1 pseudogene is annotated in these 1,404 nt (G+C 61.3%); it reads left to right on the top strand.

What is annotated here, in order from left to right:
- A pseudogene (locus ACIP0B_RS28510) lies at positions 1-1,404 on the top strand (DNA-directed RNA polymerase subunit beta'); the annotation flags it as partial.

Genomic DNA, 1,404 nt, shown 5'->3' with positions numbered 1-1,404 from the left:
CGACTCGGGTGCGCGGGGTTCCGCAGCACAGATTCGTCAGCTCGCCGGTATGCGTGGTCTGATGGCCAAGCCGGACGGCTCCATCATCGAGACGCCGATCACCGCGAACTTCCGTGAAGGTCTGAGCGTACTCCAGTACTTCATCTCGACCCACGGTGCTCGTAAAGGTCTGGCGGATACCGCGTTGAAGACAGCGAACTCCGGTTACCTGACCCGTCGTCTCGTAGACGTGGCGCAGGACCTGGTCGTGACCGAGATCGACTGCGGCACCGAGCACGGTCTGCTGATGACGCCGCACATTGAAGGCGGCGACGTTGTCGAGCCGTTGGGTGAGCGCGTACTGGGCCGTGTGGTTGCCCGTGACGTGTTCAAGCCGGGCACCGAGGACGTCATTGTTCCTGCCGGCACCCTGGTCGACGAGAAGTGGGTCGAGTTCATCGAGCTGAACAGCATCGACGAAGTGGTCGTGCGTTCGCCGATCAGCTGCGAAACCCGTTACGGCATCTGCGCCAAGTGCTACGGCCGCGATCTGGCCCGTGGTCACCAGGTGAACATCGGTGAAGCGGTCGGCGTCATCGCCGCCCAGTCCATCGGTGAGCCGGGTACCCAGCTGACGATGCGTACGTTCCACATCGGTGGTGCGGCAAGCCGTACTTCCGCTGCCGACAGCGTTCAGGTCAAGAACGGCGGTACCGTCCGTCTGCACAACCTGAAGCACGTTGAGCGTGTGGACGGCAACCTGGTTGCCGTGTCCCGTTCCGGTGAGCTGGCGATCGCCGACGACTTCGGTCGCGAGCGCGAGCGTTACAAGCTGCCGTACGGTGCGGTGCTTTCGGTTAAAGAGGGTGACAAGGTCGACGCTGGCGCCATCGTGGCGAAGTGGGATCCGCACACTCACCCGATCGTTACCGAAATGAAAGGTAACGTGACCTACGTGGGCATGGAAGAAGGCATCACGATCAAGCGTCAGACCGACGAATTGACCGGTATGACCAACATTGAAGTGCTCGACGTCAAAGACCGTCCTGCTGCCGGCAAGGACATCCGTCCTGCGGTGAAGATGGTCGACGACAACGGCAAGGATCTGTTGCTGCCAGGCACTGACGTTATCGCTCAGTACTTCCTGCCGGCGAACGCCCTGGTCGGTGTTGCGGACGGTGCGAAGATCGCGATCGGTGACGTTATCGCGCGTATCCCGCAAGAGACTTCGAAGACCCGTGACATCACCGGTGGTCTGCCGCGTGTTGCCGACCTGTTCGAAGCCCGTCGTCCGAAAGAGGCGTCGATCCTGGCTGAAGTCAGCGGCACCATCGCGTTCGGTAAAGAGACCAAGGGCAATCGCCGTCTGGTCAATACCCCGAACGAAGGCAGCGATCCGTACGAGGACCTTATTCAGAAGAGGCG

Origin of the sequence: Pseudomonas sp. NPDC089534 (assembly GCF_044749305.1) — a bacterium.
GTDB classification, from domain to species: domain Bacteria; phylum Pseudomonadota; class Gammaproteobacteria; order Pseudomonadales; family Pseudomonadaceae; genus Aquipseudomonas; species Aquipseudomonas ekonensis.
Note: the sequence above shows the minus strand (reverse complement) of the source record. Positions and strands in the feature narration are given on the sequence as shown.